Source organism: Metabacillus sp. 22489, from assembly GCF_052044855.1.
Classification (GTDB): domain Bacteria; phylum Bacillota; class Bacilli; order Bacillales; family Bacillaceae; genus Metabacillus; species Metabacillus niabensis.
This window is the reverse complement of the sequence record NZ_JBQENT010000098.1, coordinates 1-2469: the sequence shown is the minus strand read 5'-3', so window position 1 is coordinate 2469 and position 2469 is coordinate 1. Positions and strand designations below refer to the sequence as shown.

The 2469-nt window shown below is 32.9% G+C and carries 4 protein-coding genes; 1 reads left to right on the top strand and 3 read right to left on the bottom strand.

The window, feature by feature from the left end; all coding sequences use genetic code 11:
• Positions 1–227: 227 nt before the first annotated feature.
• The 3 genes from ACTJJ9_RS26090 to ACTJJ9_RS26080 form a co-directional block, all read right to left on the bottom strand.
• On the bottom strand, positions 228–557 hold the full coding sequence (locus ACTJJ9_RS26090; protein WP_061401039.1) for a hypothetical protein: 330 nt from the start codon (positions 555–557) through the stop codon (positions 228–230).
• 565 nt (positions 558–1122) lie between these two features.
• Positions 1123–1575: a DUF3231 family protein gene (locus tag ACTJJ9_RS26085; protein ID WP_440769004.1), complete on the bottom strand. Its 453-nt coding sequence runs from the start codon at positions 1573–1575 to the stop codon at positions 1123–1125.
• A 25-nt stretch (positions 1576–1600) separates the two neighbouring features.
• Positions 1601–1768, bottom strand: a complete 168-nt coding sequence (locus tag ACTJJ9_RS26080) for a hypothetical protein (protein WP_440769003.1) — start codon at positions 1766–1768, stop codon at positions 1601–1603.
• A gap of 163 nt (positions 1769–1931) precedes the next feature.
• Between ACTJJ9_RS26080 and ACTJJ9_RS26075 the strand changes: the two genes are divergently transcribed.
• The coding region (locus ACTJJ9_RS26075; RefSeq protein WP_440769002.1) for a CBO0543 family protein at positions 1932–2469 on the top strand (538 nt) is incomplete at its 3' end.

Here is a 2469-nt window from a genome sequence, read left to right as displayed (position 1 = left end):
GATGGTGGACGCATCCAGCAATGGGCTATGGTCATGAATCAACTATTAGTTCATGACCACCTAAAGGAACGTGTGAAGAAATATCTAGAATAACTTACACACTTTTCTTGACAAGCCCGCTTTAAAGCTGTCAATTACTCTATTTCCCACTTTTGTCATCTTCTCCTACAAGAAGCAGTTCTAAACAAACGGTGTTGAAACTTATTACTCTATACCTTTTTAAATCATTATTCATCTATATCATCTGTGTCGTTTACATCTTTAGGATCTTCAATTAGTTCTTCAGCATCAGGCACTAAATCAGCTTCATCATCTTTATTTTCATCTACATTATCTAGGTCATTTGCATCTTTAGGATCTTCAATTGGCTCTTCTGTATCAGGGTCCACATCATTTTCATCTATATTATCCGGGTCATTTACATCTTCAGGATCTTCAATTGGTTCTTCTGTATCAGGTGGTGGTGGATCATTATCCTCTTCTACATTATTACACCCCATTAACATGATGGCAGATAGAAAAACTGCTGTTAATAGTCTTAACCACTTTAGATTCATTTTTTACCGCCCTTTCTATCGTCATTTATATTCCTAAATTATTTTCTCCGTTTATTATTTTTTTATTCTAATTTTTATTCTACAGGTTATAAGCATTACCCAAGCTAAGCCTCCATTAAGTTGGACAATACAATGAGGTGAAGTTTTGGGAGTAATTAATGCTAGGGAATCAGATATTGCCTCTTTTTAGGAAGATTATTAAGAGCTGAAGGTGATAAGGAGATGTTACTGTTACTAGTTGGGAACGTTGGAATAAACAAAAAAGGATATGATGATAAGTCATATCGTTAATAAAATGAAATTAGAAACTGAATCGTACTATAAGCTTTGAAAGCTTCAAAAAGGGGGGCCTGGATTTAAGATAATAAATTTGCCATTAAAGGGGGAATTTACCAGTTCAAATGCCTAATGCAGCACATCCGGAGTATTAGGAGGAGGGTTAAACAGACAAATCATATATTTACGTCTTAAATCAGCAGCCATCGAACTGGAATATACTATACGTAAAATTACATAATAAAGTTTGTTTTTCATTCGCCATTTAGTTTGCTCCAAATTCAAGTACTTAGGATTTGTAAAATTCATTCCTATCAATCGGTTGAGGGGGTTTCTCCATCCATCCGCGTTCAACTAAAATGTTAAATCCTTCCCCACCGTACTTCATTACATCCACAACGAATAGGGACCACACAGCTGCTAAATCCTTTCTCATTGTAATAGATAGAGCGTATCCGAGAGCAGAAACACCAACTTGATTTGAAGAACCAATGAAAAACATAATTAACCTTTCGGAAAATGGTAATGTTGTTGAATCGGTTACCTCCATAGTCAGGGGGGTACCCATGAAATTATAATTTTCCTTCAAAAATTTTGAAAATGCTTCTATTTGTCTTTCAGTAAGTTTTTTTCCTTTTAATAAGTAATCTTTTATTTCTTTGTCTTTCATTACCTGTATTAATCCCATTAAAAGAACTAGACCAATTGTATTTCTTTCAACTGCTGCAAAAAGTTCTCCTATTTCTAAAGTATTTAAAGGTCTTTTCTCACCAAACCATGTATTTATTAACGATGTTGTGTTGTATAAATTCTACACTTTTTGGGTATTCCATATTTGGTGGTCTATCATTTAAACCTTTTAAACTCATAAGATTTAACGCTTTCCCATGTAATTCTGTTTCACTATATAAACATTCCGAAAAAAGTTGATAAATATCGCTGCGAGTAACTTTAGCAAGAACAGTACCATAATATGGAATGATTACTTGTCCACCACGATATAAAAAACATTCATTACTAAAAAACGGTAATACTAAAAAGGCAGCTCAAAGAGTTTGAATTCAAAAATATCTGTTACCTTTTAATTTAAATATAGGGGTGATATCAATAGATAATATATTTGAAAATCTTAAGGAAATACGTTTATTAGAAGATAAGCTGTATCATTTAGAATTAAATGGTTGGCTAACAAATGAGTTTTTAACTTGGGAATGGTGGATACTAGTCGTTTTTTTAGTTGTGCCTTGGGTTATATGGGCTAAACTTGTTAAACAAGACATTATTTTAGAAATTTTGTTATTTGGTACCATAATTATCTTGACAACAACCTTATTAGATGTAGTTGGTGCACAATATAGTTTTTGGGATTACCCCATTGCATTTTTACCTTTTATTCCTCGGGCCTTTCCTTTTGATTTTTCAATGGTGCCTGTAGCTTACATGTTGTTATATCAATATTTTAGAACATGGAAATCTTTTATTTTAGCCCAGATCATTATGGCACTAACATATGCATTTATAGGTGAACCCTTTTGCGAGTGGGTCAAACTTGTTAATTATTTAGAGTGGAGATACAGATATTCATTCATATATTACTTCATTGTTGGAATTGTAACTCGAGCTTTAATACTAAAAC